At 46.2% G+C, this 17,686-nt stretch carries 14 protein-coding genes; all 14 read right to left on the bottom strand.

Features of this window, described 5'->3' with window-relative positions; translation table 11 throughout:
• Positions 1 to 807 carry a LicD family protein gene (locus tag C7Y71_RS07005; protein ID WP_111898312.1) on the bottom strand — a complete coding sequence of 269 codons (807 nt, stop codon included), beginning with the start codon at positions 805 to 807 and terminating at the stop codon, positions 1 to 3.
• 36 nt (positions 808 to 843) lie between these two features.
• The gene (gene ispD, locus C7Y71_RS07010; protein WP_111898311.1) at positions 844 to 1,533 is read right to left on the bottom strand and encodes a 2-C-methyl-D-erythritol 4-phosphate cytidylyltransferase; all 690 of its coding nucleotides are present in this window, start codon (positions 1,531 to 1,533) and stop codon (positions 844 to 846) included.
• Positions 1,534 to 1,563: 30 nt separating this feature from the next.
• Complete coding sequence (locus tag C7Y71_RS07015; RefSeq protein WP_111898310.1) at positions 1,564 to 3,246, bottom strand: putative transporter; 1,683 nt, start codon at positions 3,244 to 3,246, stop codon at positions 1,564 to 1,566.
• A gap of 54 nt (positions 3,247 to 3,300) precedes the next feature.
• Positions 3,301 to 5,214, bottom strand: a complete 1,914-nt coding sequence (locus tag C7Y71_RS07020) for an LTA synthase family protein (RefSeq protein ID WP_193215864.1) — start codon at positions 5,212 to 5,214, stop codon at positions 3,301 to 3,303.
• Positions 5,215 to 5,239: 25 nt separating this feature from the next.
• Complete coding sequence (locus C7Y71_RS07025; RefSeq protein ID WP_111898394.1) at positions 5,240 to 7,072, bottom strand: ABC transporter ATP-binding protein; 1,833 nt, start codon at positions 7,070 to 7,072, stop codon at positions 5,240 to 5,242.
• A gap of 72 nt (positions 7,073 to 7,144) precedes the next feature.
• Positions 7,145 to 7,816, bottom strand: a complete 672-nt coding sequence (locus C7Y71_RS07030; protein ID WP_111898308.1) for a ribonuclease H1 domain-containing protein — start codon at positions 7,814 to 7,816, stop codon at positions 7,145 to 7,147.
• Between the two features lie 9 nt (positions 7,817 to 7,825).
• Entirely contained in the window at positions 7,826 to 8,785 is a 960-nt protein-coding gene (locus tag C7Y71_RS07035; RefSeq protein ID WP_111898307.1) for a DNA-methyltransferase, read from the bottom strand.
• Positions 8,786 to 8,805: 20 nt separating this feature from the next.
• Complete coding sequence (gene argS, locus C7Y71_RS07040; RefSeq protein WP_111898306.1) at positions 8,806 to 10,623, bottom strand: arginine--tRNA ligase; 1,818 nt, start codon at positions 10,621 to 10,623, stop codon at positions 8,806 to 8,808.
• A 154-nt stretch (positions 10,624 to 10,777) separates the two neighbouring features.
• A complete protein-coding gene (locus C7Y71_RS07045) occupies positions 10,778 to 12,115 on the bottom strand; it encodes a transglutaminase domain-containing protein (RefSeq protein ID WP_111898305.1) in 1,338 nt (445 codons plus the stop codon).
• 176 nt (positions 12,116 to 12,291) lie between these two features.
• A complete protein-coding gene (locus tag C7Y71_RS07050; RefSeq protein ID WP_111898304.1) occupies positions 12,292 to 12,801 on the bottom strand; it encodes a hypothetical protein in 510 nt (169 codons plus the stop codon).
• A gap of 105 nt (positions 12,802 to 12,906) precedes the next feature.
• On the bottom strand, positions 12,907 to 13,251 hold the full coding sequence (locus C7Y71_RS07055) for a hypothetical protein (RefSeq protein ID WP_111898303.1): 345 nt from the start codon (positions 13,249 to 13,251) through the stop codon (positions 12,907 to 12,909).
• A gap of 4 nt (positions 13,252 to 13,255) precedes the next feature.
• A complete protein-coding gene (locus tag C7Y71_RS07060; RefSeq protein ID WP_394366598.1) occupies positions 13,256 to 13,618 on the bottom strand; it encodes a YkvA family protein in 363 nt (120 codons plus the stop codon).
• Between the two features lie 159 nt (positions 13,619 to 13,777).
• Complete coding sequence (locus tag C7Y71_RS07065; RefSeq protein ID WP_111898301.1) at positions 13,778 to 14,599, bottom strand: hypothetical protein; 822 nt, start codon at positions 14,597 to 14,599, stop codon at positions 13,778 to 13,780.
• Complete coding sequence (locus C7Y71_RS07070; RefSeq protein ID WP_111898300.1) at positions 14,596 to 17,682, bottom strand: ATP-binding protein; 3,087 nt, start codon at positions 17,680 to 17,682, stop codon at positions 14,596 to 14,598. Before C7Y71_RS07070 ends, C7Y71_RS07065 begins: the two co-directional genes overlap by 4 nt.
• Positions 17,683 to 17,686: the final 4 nt, after the last annotated feature.

Below are 17,686 nucleotides of genomic sequence, written 5' to 3' on the forward strand. Positions count from 1 at the left end.
TTATAAACTCAAATCGTGTGTAAAAAAGACGGAGTGTCCCACTCGTTTCTCTTCAGGAGGTAATTGCATATAGTCTCCAAAGAGGTCTTTCAGATAGGTGTCATTATCATTGGGACACATAAGAGATATCCCTTCAAACTCTATCTCTTTCAAGGGGAAAATGGTTTCCTTTAGGTGCATATTACCGAACCAGCTGCAAGAAGGGATAAATCCGTATTTATCGCCTTTCCCGAAAAATTTGTAAGATAGATTCCAGCATAGTTTGAAGTATAGTTTGCGGAAGCCGAAGTAGAAGAATTCGGCTGTGCTGCGCATGGAGTAGTCATGCTTTCTGTTGAGAATAAAATATGCCTTGTTGTATTCCCTGGCAAACTTCCTGATGCGTTTAGGTGAGATGGCAGGATAGTCTGTCGTGGGAAAGATGTCAACAAAGAGCCCTTTGTGGTATGGTTGCTGAAAATCATAGTCGGGTTCTACGATGAAAGAATTGTTGTCGCGCACCTTGACGTAGGTAATGTTGTACGTGGGATCAGTTTCTTTGTTCTGAACAAAAAGATGGTTGGGCAGTTCTTTTTTTGCCGCTTCTACAAACCGGGGGATGTCTTCCAGAGGTATGCAGATGTCCACGTCGTCGTCCCAGGGAATGAAGCCGCCGTGACGCACAGCACCTAACAGTGTTCCGCTGTCTAACCAGTAAGGAATGTCGTTGTTCCGGCAAACCTGATCGATGGCTTTAAGTATTTCCAATTCTTTCAGTTGTGCAGCGCGAAGGTGGTTTTTGTTATGTTGTTTTAGTGCTGTATTCATTGGGGGAAATTTAGATTTCTGTTTTTAGCAAAACTCTTATCTCAAATCTTCCGGATAAGTAATTTTTCTGTTGCGTTCTTCGCCTTCCACGAGTGCTATTTCTACGTCGGGTCTGTAGCGGAAGACAACGGTGCAGTCGTCGGTGGCTTTGAAGTTGTGGTCGGACAGGGCGCGTTGATAGGCGTCGTTGATGATATCGTAGGTGAAGCCTTGTGGTGTTTGCACGCGGCGCAGGGTGCTGCGGTCGGGTGCTGCGGTCATTTTTGTGCCGTCAGCCACTATGATAGTATCGGGCGTGGGGATGGTCACATTTACCGCGTCGTGTGTCTGAAGAGCATGGCAAACATCGTTGATGATGTGTTGGGAAACGAAAGGACGTGCAGCATCGTGAAAAAGAACTTTTATGTTACACCATTTTTCTCCGGTTTCATCGCAGATTTTCTCGCAAAACCGTATGCCGTTTACCGAAGAGTCATAGCGCTCCTTTCCCCCTGCTACTATGCCTGCCACTTTCTGCCATAGTGGATTTTTATTAATAATGGCTTGTGTATCGTCTATGAAGTCGGGATGCGAAACAATGCAAATCTTGTCGATGAAACCGTTGTTTTCGAAAGCATCAATACTGTGTTCGAGAATGGTTCTGCCTTCTATCTCCAGAAACTGCTTCGGACGTTCTCCGCCCACGCGTTTCCCGCTTCCGCCAGCCAGAATGATTGCTATGTACATATCGGTTTCGTTTTCCTTGATTTGAAGAATCTAACAACTCATGATAACGATAATTTGGGCGATGATAACGCGCAGGAACATGGCGAGGGGATACACCGTGGCGTATGCTATGCTTGCCTTGTCGCCCTTTGTCGTATCGTTCACATAACTCAGTGCTATAGGGTTTGCCATCGCACCGCAGAGCATACCTGCCGTTGTGGCATAGTTGCGCTTTGAGAAACGAACGCCCACGAATGCAAATATCCATATCGGCACGAAGGTGATGAGGAGTGCTATAAGCACCCAGAACAGAGCCTGTGGTTGCATTACAACGCTGAGGAAATCGCGTCCGGCATCGAGCCCGAGGCAACCGAGATACATCGACAGCCCCAGTGAGCGCAGAATGAGGTTGGCGCTCGAGGTGGTGTATGTTACCATGTGGATACGCGGTCCGAAAGCACCTATCAGGATGCCCATGACGATGGGACCGCCGGCGAGTCCGAGTCTTACGGGATAACTCATGCCGGGGAAGAGTGGCACACAACCAAGCAACAGACCCAGAACGATACCGATGAAGATAGCCACCATATTGGGCTCATCGAGGGTTTTAACCGTATTGCCCAATTCTGCCGAAACGCGCTTGATGGCATCTTTCTGACCCACTACGGTCAGGCGGTCGCCAACACGAAGAATCAGTCCCGGCCGTGCCACCAGTTGTATGTCGCCGCGCTTCACACGGCTCACGTTCACACCATAGCGTGTGCGAAGGTTGAGCGAAGAGAGTTTCTTGCCGTTGATGTTGGGTTTGGTAATCAAGATGCGCTCAGAGATGAGGTGGCTGTCGATGGCATTCCAGTCGATATCGTTTTTGTTCCAGTCGGTAGTGTCTCTTTTGCCAAAGAAGACGGTGAGGCTCTTGAGTTCGTTCTCTTGTGTAATGAGGAGCAATCGATCGCCTTCCTGGAGCACGGTGTCATTCTGCGGCAGAAGCACCTTGCCTTCACGCCACAGACGCGTCACGGTGAAGAGGTTGTTGTCCATTTGTGCCACTTCGGCTATTGTCAGACCGAAGATGGCTGGATTGAGCACTTCGAAAGAGGCAATGAACGCCTCGTCTTCTGCATCGTTCTTCGTCTGTTCCGGTTCGATTCTTTTGAGTGGGCGCTGTGCAAGCATCAGTGCGAAAATCACGCCTATCAACCCCAGAGGATAGGTCACAGCGCAAGCCAGTGCCGCAGTGGAGGCATCGGCATTCAGTCCGAGGTGTTTCAGTGCCTGCTGCGCCGCACCGAGGGCGGGTGTGTTTGTCGTAGCACCGCAGAGGATGCCCATCATCTCGCTCAGGCTGAAATGCCCGGTCCAGAAGAAGGTCATTGCCATGAGTGTGCCCACAGCCACCACACCGAATGAAAGCATGTTCAACTGAGTGCCACCCTTACGGAAAGCGGAGAAAAAGCCTGGTCCCACTTGCAAGCCGAGCGCATATACGAAAATGACCAAGCCGAAACTCTCGGCATAGTCGAGCATGTTAGGATCTATGAGGGGTTTGTCGGGTACAAAATAATTACCCAAGGCGCCTGCGAGGATTCCGATGAAAAAGACGTATGTAACCCCAAGGCTGATGCCGCGTAAGCGCAGTTTGGCAAGCAAGAGTCCAATGGCACAAATCAGGCAGATGATGATGACTGCCTGAATGGCTGAGTGCGATAACAAGGTTTGGCTGAACCAATCCATATATCTTATGATATTACTATAGCGTGTGCAAAGTTAATGTATATTTCTGAACACTTACTTCTGTTGAGGAATATTTTCGCTCAAGTCTTTGTAAACCGTTTGCAGATAGGCGCGTATGCGCTGCATGCGATTCTCTTGTGTGGCAGACGTGTTGAGCAAGACGCGTTTGGCACTTGTGTCGTAAACCGTGGTGCCATCAGGCGCAACACAGCCTATGCCGCTCGCCCATGTGAAGAATGCACAGGGTTGGTACTTCTCGCTCATGATGTTGCGGCTGAAGCGGAAATCTTCATGTGGTAAGCGCAGTTGGCTGAGCAGTGTGGCAGCCATGTCGCTCTGGTTGCAAATCTTGTCGATGACAGTATGACCCTTTACAGCACCACCAATCCACAGCATAGGAATGCGATGTTTTTCTGGCATGTCTTCTGTCATGCCGGACGGATACAGAATGCCATGGTCGGGGAGGATGACAACGACGGTGTTCTGCCATTGCGGAGTCTGCCGGAAGCGGTCTATAAATTTCCCTATGCAGTCGTCGAGGTATGCCATGCCGTTTGCCATCTTGTCGTCAGGAATGCGGTCGTACGGCACACCCCACGGCTCGTGGCTTGCCAGCGTCAGCATACTGATGTGCCAGGGTAAGGTTTGTGGTTGGCGAACAATGTGCTGATAGAGCGTATCGAATACTATATTGTCGGTAACGCCCCAAGCATGTGTGCGGCGCACAGAAAGTGGAAAGTCTTCTTCACCCATCGTGTGCTGATAACCTGTCTGGAGCAGGTAGCCCTTCATGTTGGTGAAGTTGATGTCGCCGCCATAGACGAAGTCCGTATTGTAGCCTGCGTCGCGCAATGTTTTAGCAATGCCGGGGAGCACATTCACTTTCGACTGTACACGCATCACGCTCACTGTGGGTGCTCCGGCATGTCCGCTCAAAGTGCTTACCATACCGCGGTCGGTGCGGTAGGAGTTGGCATAGCAATTAGTGAACCACACACCTTCTTGTGACAGACGGTCTATGTTAGGGGTTACACCTGCCTTCCCACCGAGAGAATCAACGAACTGTGCGCCCATACCCTCCATCAGGATGATGAGCACATTGGGGCGGTCGGTATTCAGAAGGTTGGCTGCGGTAGTGGTGTCTGAAGAATTGAATCCCATTCCATCGAAGATTTTTGCACGCTCGCCTTCTTCAAAGAATTGGAAATGCTTGGAAAAATTTTCACTCTTGCTGATGCTTGAGATAAGGCTGAACACAGGATTCACGGCAGCGTGGTTGCTCTTCGTGTCGTTGCAGTAATATGCCATGCCCACATTGGCGGTGCTGCGCCCCACACCTCCACGGATACCAAGGAATATCAAACCGCCGACAAGGATGAGAACAACGGTATCTGCCACACGGTGTTTCGACACCCTGACGGGTATGCTGATGGGTATGCTCCAAATGAGCAGCGATACAACCAAGAACATCATCCATAGCGCTATGCCCATGAGAATGGTGCCTGGCGTCACGCTGTTCGTAATACCTTCCGGCTGGCCCAGGTAGTTGAAGATGGTGGCATCTATTTTGAAAAGCCAGTAAGGGTAGAGCATTGTGTCGCCAACGATGATGGCAGAAGTGAGCAGGGCTATGATGACGAGATAAACGAAGAGTATCCATTTCCGCAAACGCGGATAACTCTTGCCAATCCATACCGTTATAAGCAGGAAGAGCCAGATGGGGAGCAGGATGTAGCCTGTTGTTGCCACATCGAGCCAAAAACCATGTAGCCATGCCTCACTGCCCTTGCGGAGTGCTTCGTGCCAGTCTAAGCCGAGTCCCTGCCACGCAAAGAGTAATTTGCCTATATAGAAAACCACGAGAGTGGTCAGAAAAAAGGCGGCAAGCATCATCAGTCGGGAGACGGAAACTTTCTTTACAACTGAAAGCATCCTTAAGAACCATTCTTTGATGGGAACAGATTTCATAATAACATCTAACCTTTTAGTGCTTTTAGAGTTGCTGCATGTCGTTGAGCCGCTTGTAATAGCCATCCTTGGCAATGAGTGCTTCATGGGTGCCCCGTTCCACGATGCGACCCTCATGGAGTACGCAAATCTCGTTGGCATTCTTGATGGTAGAGAGACGGTGGGCAATGGCTATCGTGGTGCGTGTTTTCATGAGGTGGTTCAGGGCGTCCTGAACGAGACGTTCGCTTTCTGTGTCGAGGGCACTCGTGGCTTCGTCGAGGATGAGTATGTCGGGATTCTTCAGTATGGCGCGCGCTATGCTTATGCGTTGCCGCTGTCCACCGGAAAGGCGGCATCCGCGGTCGCCAACGTTTGTGTTGTAGCCGTCTTCGCTCTCCATGATGAAGTCGTGGGCATTAGCCACCTTTGCCGCCTCAACAACTTGTTCCATCGTGGCATTTTCCACACCGAATGTGATGTTGTTGTAGAAAGAGTCGTTGAAGAGGATGGCTTCTTGGTTCACATTGCCGATGATGCTCCGCAGACTCGCTATTTTCAAGCCTTTCACATTCTTGCCATCAACAAGTATCTCGCCCGAAACAACGTCGTGGTAGCGCGGCAGGAGGTCAACGAGTGTAGATTTTCCGCTACCCGACTGTCCCACGAGGGCAATGGTCTCGCCACGCTTCACGGTCAGATTCACATCGCTCAGGACAGGAGTCTTGCCATTGTACGAGAAACTCACATTGCGAAATTCTATCTTGTCGTGCAAACCGTCAATATCCTCTGCTTCGGGCACCTCTTTGATGGGATTTTCAGTGTATAGAATCTTGTTGACGCGTTCCATGCTCGCCATACCTTTAGGTATGTTGTACGAGGCGCGTGAGAAGTCTTTCAGCGGTTGGATGATGCTGTAGAGGATGACCATATAGAAAATGAATGTAGGTGCATCGATGATTTTCGAACCGCTGAATATCAGTGTGCCGCCGTACCAAAGGACTATGACGATGAGCACTGTGCCCAGAAACTCGCTTACGGGATGCGCTGAAACCTGGCGTATCTGTACGCGGCTCATTTGTCGGCGATAGTCGTCGGTAACGTCATTGAAACGGTCTTCCATCTTCTTCTCGGCTGTGAATGCCTTGATGATGCGCATGCCGCCAAGCGTTTCTTCAAGTTGCGACATGGTTTCACTCCATTTTGTCTGCGCCTTGAGCGACTTCTTCTTGAGTTTTCGCCCTATGGCACCCATCGCCCACACCATCAGTGGCAGGACCAGAATGGTAAACAGCGTGAGTTGCCAACTTGTATAGACAAGCACACCGAGGTAGCAAACGATGAGAATGGGGTTCTTGATGAGCATCTCCAGCGATCCCGTGATGCTGTTTTCTATTTCTCCCACGTCGCCGCTCATTCGCGCTATGATGTCGCCTTTCCGTTCTTCGGAAAAGAAAGCGAGGGGCAGAGCGAGAATCTTGCGGTAGATTTCATTGCGAATGTCGCGCACGATACCCGTCCGCATGGGGACGATAATGGCAGCAGAGGCAAAGTAACTGCCTGTCTTGAGAAGAGTGGCTGTAATGAGAAAAAGACCGATGAGCAAAAGGGTTGTTCCTGCACCGTAAATAGCCATGAGTTGCTGAGTGTAGTAGTAGAGGTTGTTGATGGCTATGTCCTTGATGCTGCCGGTGCTGTCCCAGGGAATGAAGTTATAGTGCATGTTGTCCATGTTGAACAGCAACTGGAGCATGGGAATGAGCGACATGAACGAAAAGACATTCAGTATGGCAGAAAGCAGATTGAAGAACAGCGACCCTATGAGATATCGCTTGTATGGCGCCACAAAGCGCGACATGAGTTTGAAAAATTCCTTCACTATATAGGTATTTACGAGGAGGCCGGCATTTTCTTTCAAATCATCTTTGAGTGGCTGGCATCCTGATGTTTCTTATTTTCTGCCGAAGTCAGCGGGAATTTCCCCCCAGAGTTCGGTTTTCCATTTCACGATGGGTGTGTTGATGGTGTTGTAGGCAAGCCAATGTTCTGCACGCTCTATGAGTTGGAACAATTTGTCTGTACGACTGTTGCGTTGCAGGGTGGTCTTACATTTCCTGTTTTTCACCCATAGCATGGCATTGCGGCTGTCGCTGTAGATGGTCTTGTCGCTCTGTTGCTGTTTAAGCAGTGCCAAACCATGCACTATGGCAAGAAACTCACCGACGTTGTTTGTTCCGAAAACAGGACCGTAGTGGAATATCTCCTCTCCTGTGGCAAGGTCCACACCGCGATATTCCATTTTCCCGGGATTGCCCGAACAGGCGGCATCCACAGCGATGGCGCTCGCCGATACCTCTGGCGGAAGCGGGAGAACAGTGTCGTGGTGGTAATCGGGTGGATTGTCGGGCAGGGCAGTCGTTGACGTTCGTTTAGTTCCTTTCCTGCCATTGTATGTAGGTGGTGGCTCCTTGAAGGCGGTTTGTGCCGCGCTCTCACTTTCGAACGACTTGTATTTGGCACCGGCGAAGCCTGCAACTTGCTGTTTGCAAGTGTCCCAGTCGGTGTATATGCCGGGTTCGTGTCCCACCCACACCACATAGTATTTCTGCTTCGCTTTTTTCATAAAACCACTTTATTCCTCCTTGGTGTTGTTGCCGTCTTGTTTGTTGGGTAATGGCTGGCTGTTGCGCTCCCAGAAGATGCCGTCGGCAAGTCCTTGGATGCGTTTGTCGCTTTCTGCCATAATCAAGCGCTTTTCTGCCATAAAGCAGTAGTCCTCACTGATTTCCACACCACAAAAATGCCTGCCAAGTTTTTTGGCAACCACACTTGTCGTACCGCTTCCCAACAGGGGGTCGAACACCATGTCGCCGGGGTTGGACGAGGCGAGAATGAGTTTTGCTATGAGTTTTTCAGGCTTTTGAGTGGGGTGCTCCGTGTTTTCGGGCATCGACCAGAATGGCACACAGAGGTCGTCCCAGAAATTCGACGGATAGGTGTCGCGGAATTTTCCTTCATCCGTTTCATTCCAGTCTTTTGGCAGTCCGTCTTTGCGATAGGGTGCCAGCACCTTGCGTTTCATCTTCACGTCTGCTACGTTGAAGGTGTAATGACGCTTGTCTTTCACACCGAACCAAATGTCCTCCAGCGCATTCTTCCAGTTTCGCATGGCACCGCGCCCTTTCTCGCGCTGCCACGTTATGCGGTTGAGCAAGTGCAGTTCTTCTTCCATGGCGGCTTGCAATATGCCGGCAGAGCGCCAGTCGCCGCAAATGTAGAGCGACCCGTGGGGCTTGAGTTTACGACATACGGCAGGAAACCACGATTGCAGGTAGAAGGCGTAGTCTTCGTGCGACAGTGCATCGAACTTCATGCTGCCGAAATCCTTCGACAGGTTGTAGGGTGGGTCGATGATGACTAAATCGGCGAATTCATCGGGAAGTTTCTGCAAGGTGTCGAGCAAGTTGCCGTGTATGGTGCGGTCTGTGAAGTTGCTGCCTGAAATGTCTTTCGGAAGGAGCAGGCGCTGCCGCAGCAAAGGCTTTTCGGCTTCACTGACCTGAAGTGTTCGGTTTCTCGATGCTCTTGCCATGCTGATAAAGAAACAACACTTTACATACGTTCGGGCATCTCAATGCCAAGCAATCCCATTCCCAGTTTCACAACCTTTGCCACTTGTGCCGACAACACCAGGCGGAATGCACGCTTGTTCTGGTCGGTTTCCTTGAGAATGGTGAAGTCGTGGTAGAACTGGTTATACTCCTTCACGAGTTCGTAGCAGTAGTTGGCTATACCGCTCGGACTGAACGTATTGCCCGCATCTCTCACCACAGTTGCAAAGTCGCTCACATGCTGGATGATTTCTTCTTCTTTCAGGGATATTTCTGTATCAGCGGGAAGCGTTGCAGGCACGTCGATGCCCTGCGCTACCGCCTTGCGAAGTATACTGCGGATACGCGCGTAGGTGTATTGAATGAATGGTCCTGTGTTGCCGTTGAAGTCGATGCTCTCTTCTGGGTTGAAAAGCATGTTCTTGCGGGGGTCAACTTTCAGCAGGAAGTATTTCAGGGCGCCCATGCCGACAATGCGCGACACTTCTTGTTTTTCTGCTTCGTCCATGTCGTCGAACTTTCCCGCAGCGTCCACTGTGGCGCGCGCTTCAGCAATCATGCCTGCAATCAAGTCGTCGGCATCAACCACCGTGCCTTCCCGGCTCTTCATCTTGCCGTTGGGCAGTTCCACCATACCATAGGAGAAATGCATGAGGTCCTTGCCCCACTTGAAACCAAGGCGGTCGAGCAGGATGGAAAGCACCTGGAAATGGTAGTTCTGCTCATTACCTACCACATAAATCATCCGGTCGATAGGGAAGTCTTCATAGCGCATCTTGGCGGTGCCGATGTCCTGGGTCATGTAAACACTCGTGCCGTCTGCACGAAGCAGAAGTTTTTCGTCCAGACCGTCGCCGCTGAGGTCTGCCCAGACTGAGCCGTCTTCTTTGCGGAAGAAGAGCCCCTCTTCCAAACCGCGCTCCACGAGCGACTTGCCCTGAAGATAGGTATCGCTTTCATAATAGATTTTATCGAACGACACACCTAATGCCTTATAAGTCTCATCAAAACCGGCATAAACCCATGCGTTCATCTTTTGCCACAAATCCCTGACTTCTTTGTCGCCTTGTTCCCACTTCAGAAGCATTGCGCGAGCCTCCTGCATTAAAGGTGATTCTTTTTCAGCCCGTGCTTTTGCACTTTCGGCATCCATGCCTTCTGCTGTGAATTTTTCAGTGAGTTCAGCCACTTCTGCACGATAGTGCTTGTCGAAAGCCACATAATAGTCGCCAATAAGGTGATCTCCCTTCTTGCCGCTCGTGTCGGGTGTCTCTCCGTTGCCGTATTTCAGCCAGGCCAGCATAGATTTGCAGATGTGGATGCCGCGGTCGTTGACGATGTTGGTCTTTACCACTTTGTTGCCACAGGCCTCTGCTATTTGCGACACAGCCCAGCCCAGCAAGTTGTTTCTCACATGCCCAAGATGAAGTGGTTTGTTAGTGTTGGGAGAACTGTATTCTATCATTACCAAAGGAGCATCACTGCCAGCGGCAGTAATACCATACTTCGCGTCAGCAGCAATGTCGTTGAGCAAGGAAATCCATGCAGATGGAGAGATAACAAGGTTCAAAAAGCCTTTCACCACGTTAAAATCTGCCACCAAGCCCGTTTGTTCCTTCAGATAGTTGCCTATGTCTGTGCCCGTTTCCTCCGGCTTCTTGCGTGATAAGCGGAGGAAGGGGAATACTACGATGGTCAGATGACCCGTAAACTGGCGTTGGGTCTTCTGAAGTTGGATTTGATCAGTTGTAACTTCTGCCCCATAGAGTGTTTTGAGGGCAGCCTGAGTGGATCTTCTCAGTTCTGTAGAAATGTTCATTTGTCGGATACCTTTATTAAACTGCAAAGATACGACTTTTTTATGTAATTGAAAGTGTGTATAAAGTGGAGTCAATATCCGTCAACTGATGCATCACAAAAAACCGACGTGGTAAACGTCGGTTTTAGTCAAATCTTCTCTGTCAAAAAGAAATTTAATCGATAGTGACAGGTTTTATGCCTGTAGGAGCACTGCCCTTGATAATCTGGCAATCTTCAGCCACACCAACGAACGTGTGTTCCGTTGGGCTACTGCTGGTCGTCTCATACCAGTTACTGTCGAAGTCGTAATAGGTGCAACCGCTTTCAGGCACATAGATGTATTTCACATTGGGGCAGTTCTCGATGGCCCAAGGCTCAACCTTTTTCACACTTGAAGGAATAACCACATTGAATGCGTTGGGGTGGTAGTAGAGAGAGTTCTTGTCAAGAACGGTGAGAAGATTGGAGAATGTAACCCACTTCATGCCCAGAGGCACATAATAAATGTTGATTTCATCGCCATTACGTCTGTAAACGATGCCATTTTCGCTGTAAAGATCGGTGTTGTCCGATTTCACATGGATGGCCTCAATGTTTGTGCCATAGTAGTTCAAGCCTATATTGTCTTCTGTGCCAAGTCTGGAAACACTCGCGGGGAGGTATAATTCCTTGACGCCCGAAGGAACATCGCTTGTGGGATTGACGCTTTCAATCTGCATTTTGCCGTCAATACTATAGGGAATGGAAACTATGGCATCTGTCTTCTTGATTTTTACTACGGAAACAAAGCCGTTGTGCCAAGAATAGTCAAAGTCATCGCGCACCATAAGCACTTCGTCAACTTCTAAAGGCTGCAGTTCTGTTTCGTAATTTGCCACAGAGGCAATCTCGAAGTAGCGTTTGTTTGTGGTGTCAACAACACGCCAGCGCTTATCTATTTTGACGTAGTTCCAGGCATGACCACCATAGAGACCACCGCCCATGTGCAACATTCCGTTAATGTTCAGCGCACGCAGACCGGCGGCATAGCACATGACACGGGTAAGATTGGAATAACCCTGGCAGTTGCCCAACTTTTGGGTAAAAGTGAAATATGCAGTCTGTCCGATGTTTGTACCATCGATGTCGTATTTCACGTTTTTGGTAATCCAATCGTAGATAGCCTTGAATTTTTGGTCGTCTGTGGTACAACCCTCAATGATGTATTGCACCTCATCTGCAATTTCCGCATATTGTTCATCGGTAATTTCTACCATGCCCAGCGTAGTACCCACATTTTCGTCAGCACGAGCCAGCATGCGGTAGAAACCTGCTGCCAAGGAGTACTTTCTCGAATAGCATTCCGCACCGTCGCTCTCAGCAAAGAGGCTCTCGTCAACATCCTTAGTCTGATTTTGAATAGGATTTGTAACAGATGCTTCTGCGAGCACCTCCTCGTCCAAATCGCTGCTGCAAGAACCTAAAAGCAAGATACTTGCCAATAAAGGAAGAATAGTGTAAAGAATCTTCATATCACGAATTATTTATGGTTATAATTTTGACGCAAAATTACAAAATTCTTTATTGCAACACTTTATAAATCACAAAATAATCGAGAATGAAAAAGATTTTGAATTTTGAGGAAATTATGAAGACTCAATGAACGCCTGACTTCAAAGAAGAAGTCTGCGCATGGAAATAAAGACAATTAATGCACTTGATGTTTGCACACCATTTCAACAGCACGCTTTCGCAACAAAACTTTTTGCTTGTCAGTCATTGAGCGAAACGGAATAAGCACGTTACAGTGCTTGTCGATGTATGCATGTACACAATCGCTGTGTTCCTCCTCTTTTCCATGCCCATATAGGTATTCACAGTAGTTGTAATAACGAGTCAGGCGTGCAACGCCATCTTCGAAGTCATGCATAATGATGCCGCTGCGATTGGAGAGAGTATAAACTCCAAGGCCATGTGAGACTTTTTCAATTGCATCATGGTCTATGTTCTCGTCCGTAAAGACAGTAAGATGCCCTTGTCTTGTCACCAACTCAAAGCACTCATGGTTTTCTGTATCTACCAGATATACCCAACCAAGTGTAGGCTTTTTATGCGCAAAGAAAAGCATACCCTCTTTGCAATCGCTAACGTTGAATTCTTCGTCGTTGGCATAGCATTCCATCAGTTCTTCGTATGTCCAATGTTGGCGTTTATTCATTAGTTTTTTGTTTCTTTAAACATTTTCCAGTTTTTCCAAATCCATGGCACAACCTTCTTGCTTATTGTATACACCCCTTTTAATACCACGCTCTAAAATCGTATTCTATTCCCTTTTTTCACACCATTGCCTCATATAGAAGTCGGCACTGCCTTTATGTTCATGAAATCGTTCGTACATTGCTTCCACGAGAGCCTTTCCGTTCTTTGTTCCTGTTCGGAGCATTAGTTTCTTGGTGTTTTCTTTATCCCAGATGTGGTTATGTTCCACCTCTCCGTGGCGATTGTATTCGTAGTCAATCTCACTACCCCAAAAGTAATGATTCATTCCACACTCACCATCTTCATAAACAAAATCAAGATGTTCACCCACCTTGGCTTTCTTTTCATAGATAGTGACTTCGTAGTGCTCATGCTTGGGCTTATAGCCATAGTATTTCTTATGGCCCATGTTGCTAATCTGCAATTAGTTCGTAAGGAGTGTATTCAGGAAACCAGCGGTCAAGTATATCATCCACTTTTGTTTCCATTTCTGGAGTGATGTGCTTGCACACCTTCTGGTAGGCTACAGAGATTGATGCTATCTCATCAAACCACCCAATAATAGGTAGCCGCTTCGCATCAAGGATGTCAATTGGAAACACAAGGTAAGACAGCGCAGAAAACACAAGCAACTTGTCTGCCTTTGGCGTGTCTTTGCTCTTCATCACAAAGAATAGCAGCAATACAGGTCTTGTTGTTACCCGACCTGCTTTTATAGCAAATGTGCTCAACTTGTCCCAAAAGACATCATAATTGATAAAATTTCTCTTGTTCATACTCATTGCGTTTATTGGTTATGGGTATAGAGGGTATAGACAGGAAAAATCTATCATTGCAATTATATATTTTGTCCTCAGCGTACCACTATTTATTGAAGTATTATAGCTGCCCGCAATTTACGGACAGCTACTATTTCTTGCACTCTATTGCATACTTTAACCATTTAAATGGTCACGAGCCCATTTTGCTTCTTTTATCCAATGCTCCTGTTCTGAGCCAGAGGAAATTCGAGCCTGATGTTCATACCATTCAACATCTGCCATGGTCGCATTCTTTACGCCTGAATAATCTAATGCATTATAGTTAAAATGCTGACGATATTCTGCAATCAAGCCCCCCTTATCTTCAATATGTTGATTCAGGCGCTCAAGACAATTGTTATAAGTTGGTTCAATACCCTGATCCTTGAGTTCTTGTGCCACTTGTTTGCCATATTCTATAAATTTGGCGCGAAGGGCACCATTTGGATGAGTGTTTCCACCCTCTGTAGAACCAAGGGATGCCTCAAAATTATCAATATTCATACCTTCTATGCCAGCATGAACACCTGCAAAGAAATCACATGCCAATTCCTCTTCCCATGCATCGTTGTACGCACCTTGCAAAGTGCGGTGAGCACATTCATGCGTATAAATGAGAGTAAGAGAATCTTCGCCAGAGATACCAAGAGACATTAATTGCTGACGGTTAAAGCCAAACACATCGTCATTATATGTTCTCGTGTCATTTGGCCACACACAAGCACCGTGTGCATTGATAATTGGAACTTCGGGTATACCGAAAAATTTGCATGCACGATGCACAGCATTTACAACCATCTCGTCTGGGAGTGTTTTGTCTCTTAAATTATCTCCTTTCTCTAAATTTGCCAACGAAGAGTTACGTTCTGACTCTTCAAGCTTCGTAGTGTCTTTTGACAACTGCTCTAAGGGGCTTTCTTGTCTTGTTCTTTCAAAATTATGTTCTTCGATGTTCATGACATTAATTGTTTTTTAGTTTCAGAATACCACGCATCATAAATTTTCCTTCTGCTGTCGCTTTTCTCGCCATATTGGATCATAAGGCATTGTCGCGTAACCAGCATATGTTTTTCTTCAATAGAGACTTTTTCCGAAACAAATCTATCAAGCAAAGAATCTAATTCCTTGAAATTTTTTGCTTTGCTCACGGCTTGTTCCAAATAAGTTCTTGCAGACAGTAATTCTACGACAAGATTCGATAAAAGACTAAAGTTGTTGTCATCCCATATTGTACTTTCGCCTTTTGATATTTCATTAGCAATGTTAACAATCTCAATTTTCAATGATGTTGGAATTCTACAGTTTATAATTTTTTTTAGAATAAGATCAATATTGCATACAATAGGAGGGTTAACTCTTCCACTTATTAGCATTTTCAATATTTCTGTAAGCAATGCTTTGTCACTACATTGACCACCTAATTCCTTTATCTGTTTGAAGGCAGTCCGCTCTCCTTTATACATATCAACTTTACACAACACGGGGGATACCCAATCATTTTGATATACGACAGCAACTCCAGTGGGCAACTTTGCTATTTCGTCAATTTGATAGTCCTTCATGCTTGCCGCCTTACCAGAAACAACACGATCGTTTCCATCTGGCAGACGCATTATAATTTTTGTATTTGTGTTCTTGATTGCAGCAGGGGCAACTGATGTGGGTGATTGATCTACTATGACGAAGCTTTCACCGTATGTACGCATTTCGGCTATGGCATTGGTTATCATCTCAACTGATTTTCCAGCAACATTGCTGCCCTCCATTGACTGTTCCGTTGATGTACGTTTCAATATATTATGTGCTTCTTCCAATACAGTAATGTGTCGTAGAGCGCTATTAGATTCTTTTGCCATTGACATCCTGTATTCATTTAGTCGCATTATTAAAAATCCCATAATGAGTGATTTGGTCTCTTGTGACCCAATACGGCTCAAATCGACAATTACATTCTCATCGAATAATTGCTTGTCACTCAAATCTTCAGAGGAAAAGATTTCTCCATTTAGTCCATTAGTCAGCGATTCTACTCTTGTTACTAACGAACCCGTGTAATTGCTTTTTACCTCTTCTGAATAAGCTGAAACTTCAATGGATAGTTCAAGTTGTTGTAGGAGATCTGCAAATGTCGGGAAGAATTCTTTTCCATAATAATTGATAGATGTCCTTAAATCCCATCCACATTTTTCATAACTTGACAAAACAGCTTTTTTCATAATAGCAGGCATAGCTGCATACATTGGCCAACACACATTAAATATTTCAACTAACCTATCAACATGCTCTAACACATGTATGCCATTATCAACGTTTGGGAATTGAAATGGATTGATATGCAATAGTTTTGTTAGTCTTGGATTGGTGCCATACACATTGACATTACCAAACACATTTTTATACTCGCCTTTTGCTGGTTCTATTATTAGGAAGTTGGCACCAGAAGAGCGTGCTTCGTCAATAAGCCTATATACCGTTTCACTCTTTCCGCATCCTGTCGAGCCAGTGATAAAAACGTGCTTTGTAAGACTTTCTTTTTGAAGAGTCACTCGGTTTTGAGGGCACTTTAATCCGTAGTCAAACACACAACCCAAATCTAATCCTTTTTGAATTTGATGGCTATAACGAACAACCTCCTTGGCCAAAGAAATATGTTCAACTACCGGCACGCCAGAAACAGAATTAAGCGGGAGATTTATCATTGCCGATAGTTCTCTAGTTGTTAGTAGTGTTGCAAGTTGTGAGAAATCAGTACCAAAAGGGTGACTAAAATACTTACCTTCTTCTCTTGTATACCTTATCGTCAAAGAAGATGTTTTTGCTGTTCCTTTAACAAAGCCATCAGCATCAGCAAGAGCTTTTGTAACGTCATGGGATCGAATAGGTTCTAATGATGATTCTTTACCATTGAATAGCGATTTTATTAACCATGACGCAGCAGAGTCTTTTTTTTGTGTAAAGAGATAGCAGTACACATTCCATGCCCCAGTCGCTTTAGCCATTTCATAGCGTTGTTCATAGGAAGCTAATTGGCGACAAGCAGCTTCAACATGTTTGTTAATAAGTGTTTTACTGATACCTTCTGAAATACCTTCAGAAAAGCTGGTACTTTTGGTGTCGCTCTGAGATTTTCCACCGCTTACAGATGCTGTTTCGCTTTCTGTATTTTGGGGAATAAAATCTTCAAATCCGAAAATCCATTTGAGAAAATTAAATTCTCGCTTTGAAGTACTGATAGAAACTGCTTTGCTCCAATTATCTGATGTTGTATTGGATTTACTAATAGATTCCGTCTTGTTCTTCTGAATAGACTGAGTTATGTTCATTGATTTTACAGATTCTAATTGACCTGCAATTTCGCGGCACTGAATAAGTAGATTCTCAATCCTGTTACTTTCCACGGGATCTGCAGTTACAAGATATGCATATTCCTGCCCTCGCATTCCTTGCATAACTTGTTCTATTGTTGTAACAGAAGCATCTTTTGCATCTGTCACAGTGGGAATGCCCGTAAAAGCAGTGACTTGCTTGTATTTCTTTGCAAAGAATTCTTTCTGTACATCATCCTCTTCATCAACTTTTTTCGTTACAAGCCCTGGCCAACAACTTCTTGAAAAATCTTGTAGTTCGCCGATTTCTCTTCTAACATTATCTTTGGTCGAACCAAGATCCCGCAAGCCAAGATATAAATTATTTTTCACACCATCACCTATGACTAGAAATGTCAGCCGTCTGTTTGGTATAGCGCATGATTGAAGAATCTTCTGTATATAGAAGAAACAACTGGCCTCTCCATTAATGGCTGGTTTCCCAACTTGCTCAACTTTCATCCATGAAATAGGAGCAAATGAAGAAGATTGGGATGCATTATCCTGTATCACCTCTATAATGGGATGTTTTACAGATAAAGCATCCAGATAATTCTTTTCTAGACAGCAATTCAATGATTGTGCTATCATCGATGCCGCAACGACGTTTTTAGCATTTTCAATGTTTTTTGACATTTGACGCTGCCCGTCTTCATAATTTAGACCTTCATTCATTTTC

The sequence above is a fragment of the Pseudoprevotella muciniphila genome (assembly GCF_003265305.2).
Classification (GTDB): Bacteria; Bacteroidota; Bacteroidia; order Bacteroidales; family Bacteroidaceae; genus Alloprevotella; species Alloprevotella muciniphila.